The sequence below is a fragment of the Pseudooceanicola sp. genome (assembly GCF_029213205.1).
In the GTDB taxonomy this organism is placed as follows: Bacteria; Pseudomonadota; Alphaproteobacteria; order Rhodobacterales; family Rhodobacteraceae; genus Pseudooceanicola.
This window is the reverse complement of record NZ_JARGNH010000008.1, coordinates 1-3,945: the sequence shown is the minus strand read 5'-3', so window position 1 is coordinate 3,945 and position 3,945 is coordinate 1. Positions and strand designations below refer to the sequence as shown.

The 3,945-nt window shown below is 63.4% G+C and carries 3 protein-coding genes; 1 reads left to right on the top strand and 2 read right to left on the bottom strand.

Annotated features, from left to right (window positions below; all coding sequences use genetic code 11):
• The coding region (locus P1U48_RS08235; RefSeq protein WP_301068468.1) for a Hint domain-containing protein at positions 1–2,282 on the top strand (2,282 nt) is incomplete at its 5' end.
• A 135-nt stretch (positions 2,283–2,417) separates the two neighbouring features.
• Here P1U48_RS08235 and P1U48_RS08230 read toward each other — a convergent pair.
• Complete coding sequence (locus P1U48_RS08230) at positions 2,418–3,017, bottom strand: nucleotidyltransferase family protein (protein ID WP_301068467.1); 600 nt, start codon at positions 3,015–3,017, stop codon at positions 2,418–2,420.
• Positions 3,014–3,796: an exodeoxyribonuclease III gene (xth, locus tag P1U48_RS08225; protein ID WP_301068466.1), complete on the bottom strand. Its 783-nt coding sequence runs from the start codon at positions 3,794–3,796 to the stop codon at positions 3,014–3,016. Before xth ends, P1U48_RS08230 begins: the two co-directional genes overlap by 4 nt.
• Between the last annotated feature and the right edge of the window lie 149 nt (positions 3,797–3,945).

Below are 3,945 nucleotides of genomic sequence, written 5' to 3'. Positions count from 1 at the left end.
CCGACGCCGATTACAATGGCGCGGACACCATCACCTATGTGGTCACCGACCCCGATGGGAACACCGACACCGGCACCGTTGCCGTGACCGTGAACCCGGTGAATGACGCGCCGGTTGCCAATGACGATTCAGCACCGACTGACTTCGATACCCCGGTCACCTTCAACGTGCTGGCCAATGACACCGATGTCGACGGCGACCCGCTGGTGCTGCAAGGCACGCCGACGCTGCTGTCCGGCGAGGGCACCATATCTTCGCTGCCCAATGGCGACGTGACCTTCACTCCGGCGGCTGGGTTCACCGGCCCGGCGGTGATCGAATACACGGTCTCTGACGGCAATGGCGGCACCGATACCGGCACCTTTACCGTGACGGTTGGCGATTCCCCGCTGGATGGTATCGTCGAAGGCGATGACGATCCGAACCTGATTGACGAAGATTACCTCGGCGATCCCGAAGGCGACAAGATCGACAACGACGATGCGATCGACCCCGATGCCGAGCCGAACGACGATGTCGTGACTGCCGGTGGCGGCGACGACACCGTCAAGTCGGGCGAAGGCTCGGACGAGGTTTATGGTGAAGAAGGGGATGACCTGATCGAAACCGGCGCGCCTGGCGCGGCGCTCGACGGGGTCAACATCCTGGGCCAGACGCCTGACGTTGACGAAGAAAACGACCGTGACGAAGCCTTTGGCGGTGCCGGTAACGACACCATCATGACCGGCGACGACCGTGACACGCTTCACGGCGGCACTGGCGATGACCTGCTGAACGGCGGCATTGATGACGATGTTGTCTTTGGCGACGACGGCAACGACACGATCATGGACGACCAGGGGTCGGACACGATCTATGGCGGCGCGGGCAACGACTCGATCATCGCTGGGATCGACCTGTTCTCGGATTACGAGAACGACGATCCGAACCTGCCGGCCTTCCTGCCGGGCTTTGGTGTTGTCACCAAGGATCCGCTGCCTGACGACAACCGCGATTGGGTTGACGCCGGGTCCGGCAACGACACCGTCTCTACCGGTGACGACAGCGACACGATCTTTGGCGGGGCCGGCAACGACCTCCTGAACGGCGGCATCGACGATGACTTGATCAACGGCGATGGCGGCAACGATACGATCCTTGGCGGGCACGGGTCCGACACCGTCGATGGCGGTGCGGGCAACGACCTGATCAACGGTGGTGATCCGGCATACGCCTGGGGCTATGGCCCCGATGCGACAGACCCGCAGACCGAAAACGGTCGCGACCTGCTGCATGGCGGTGACGGCAATGACACCATCTTTGGCGATGACGACGATGACACGCTTTACGGCGACGCAGGCAACGACCTGTTGGATGGTGGCATCGACGAAGACATCCTCTACGGCGGCGCGGGGAAAGACACGCTGCTGGGTGGCGACGGCAACGACACCATGTTTGGCGAGGCCGACGAGGATCTGTTCGAGGACGTCACCTATACCGGGATCAAACCGGGCGAGGGTGACCATGTGGATGGTGGCTCGACCTTCACCACCGGCACGGACTTTGACACGCTCGATCTGCGTGGCTCGGCCCCGGCTGGCGGACGTCTGGAAGTCGAATACACCTCGGCGGACAAGGAAGACGGGATCGTTCACTACTTCGACTCCTCCGACGCCGAAGTTGGCCAGGTGACGTTCGAAGAGATCGAAAAGATCATCCCCTGCTTCACGCCGGGCACCGTCATCGCCACGCCGAAGGGTGAGCGTCTGGTCGAGGAACTGAAAGAAGGTGATCGCATCATCACCCGCGACAACGGCATCCAAGAGATCCGTTGGATCGGCGCGAAACCGTTGAACGGCAAGCAGATGGCAGCGAACGCGCACCTGAAACCGGTTCTGATCCAGAAAGGGTCGCTGGGCCACGGCCTGCCGGAACGCGACATGCTGGTCAGCCCGAACCATCGGGTCCTGGTCAACAACGACAAGACGGCGCTCTATTTCGAAGAGCGTGAGGTCCTGGTCGCGGCCAAGCACCTGACCGGCTTGCCGGGGGTGGATACGGTGAATGCTCTGCATACCACCTACATCCACTTCATGTTCGATCGCCACGAAGTGGTGCTGTCGAACGGCGCATGGACCGAAAGCTTCCAACCGGGTGAACAATCGCTCGACGGGATCGGTAACGCTCAGCGGACCGAGATCTTCGAATTGTTCCCGGAACTGGAAACCGCCGAAGGCATCCGCGACTATCACGCGGCGCGCCGGACCCTGAAAAAGCACGAGGCCAACCTCCTCGTCAAATAATGCAGCGTCTGCCGGTCCGGTTCGCCGGTCCGGCATACACCCCGGCCAGTCGGGGGCGCTGGCCGAATCCCAAGGCACGAGCTTGAAAGACGCGTCTGTTGAACGCGCCTGATCGCTCGTGCCTTCCTTTATTGTCTAGAGGTCTGCGTCGCCGTGCTGGCGCCAGGCCGCCCAGTCTTCGGGCGTGTCCAGATCGGTCAGCGCATGCCGGTCCGGCAGCGGGAACAGCCGGATCCGGGCGCGGTGGCGCACCAGAACTTCGCGGGCGCCGACGTCGCCTTGCAAGCCGCCCAGCTCTTCAAACAGATCGGCCGGAAAGATCACCGGATGGCCCGGTGTGCCATCGGCCCCGGCACCGCGCAGGATTTCGCCCGGTTGCCACTCCGCCACCATCGCGGCGATGTCGGAGGCGTCCACCTCGGGCATGTCGGCGGGCAGGATCATCAGGGCATCGGTGCCCGGCATCAGGCTCGACACGCCCGCCTTGATCGACGCGGCCATGCCGCTGCTGGCATCCTGCACCGGGATCCGGGCCACCGGCATTTCGGTCAATGCCGCCGCGCGCGGATTGGGCAACGGGGGCAGGGTCACGATCACCGGCGCCCCGGCGCGCAGGGCGCGGGCCGCCATCAGCCTGACCAGGGGCTGCCCGGCGACGGGTTCCAGCAGCTTGTCACCGCCGCGCATTCGCGACGAGGCCCCGGCGGCCAGCAGCAGCACCGCGATCACGCTCATGCGGCCAACTCCACCCAGACCGGGACGTGATCGCTGGGCTTGTCATAGCCGCGAATTTCCTTGTCGATGCCGCAATCGACCAGCAGATCGGCGCATTGCGGCGTCATCAGCACATGGTCGATGCGGATGCCGTTGTTCCGTTGCCAGGCCCCGGCCTGATAATCCCAGAACGAATAATGCCCCGGTTCCGGGTGCCGGGTGCGAAACGCCTCGGTATAGCCAAGGTTCTGGATCCGGCGGAACGCGTCGCGGGTCTGCGGCAGAAACAGGGCGTCCTCGACCCAGGCCTCGGGCTTGGCGGCATCCTCGGCCTGCGGGATCACATTATAGTCGCCTGCCATCAGCGCCGGTTCCTCGCTCGCCAGCAACTCGATCGCCCGCGCCCGCAGCCGTTCCATCCAGGCGAGTTTGTAGTCGTATTTTGGCCCCGGCGCCGGATTGCCATTTGGCAGATAGAGCCCACAGAGCCGCAGCGCGGTGTTGTCACCGATCACCGTCGCCTCGATCCAGCGCGCCTGTTCGTCGTCGTCGTCGCCGGGCAGGCCACGGGTGACGTCCTCAAGCGGCAGTTTCGACAGGATCGCCACCCCGTTGAAGCTTTTCTGCCCATGGGTTTCGACCTGGTAACCGCGGTCCTCGAACAGCTCACGCGGGAAGTTTTCATCCACCGACTTGATCTCTTGCAGCAGCACGACATCCGGTTGCGCAGCGTCGAGCCAGTCGGCAAGCGCCTGGGCGCGGGCCTTGATGCCGTTGATGTTGAATGTCGCGATCTTCATGGTGCTGTCTCCTTACCGGACTCATCCCCGAATCTGACCCGACTCGCAAGCGCGACAGGGGAATCGTGATGACGCTTATCCGCACCCCTATTGTTAACTGTTCCGTCCCGGATGATCACATTGATCCTCGCCGATTGGCGCTTTTTATG

Coding starts and splice junctions, on each gene's coding strand:
- xth (WP_301068466.1), bottom strand. CDS start 3,796: ATGAAGATCGCGACATTCAACATCAACGGCATCAAGGCCCGCGCCCAG.
- P1U48_RS08230 (WP_301068467.1), bottom strand. CDS start 3,017: ATGAGCGTGATCGCGGTGCTGCTGCTGGCCGCCGGGGCCTCGTCGCGA.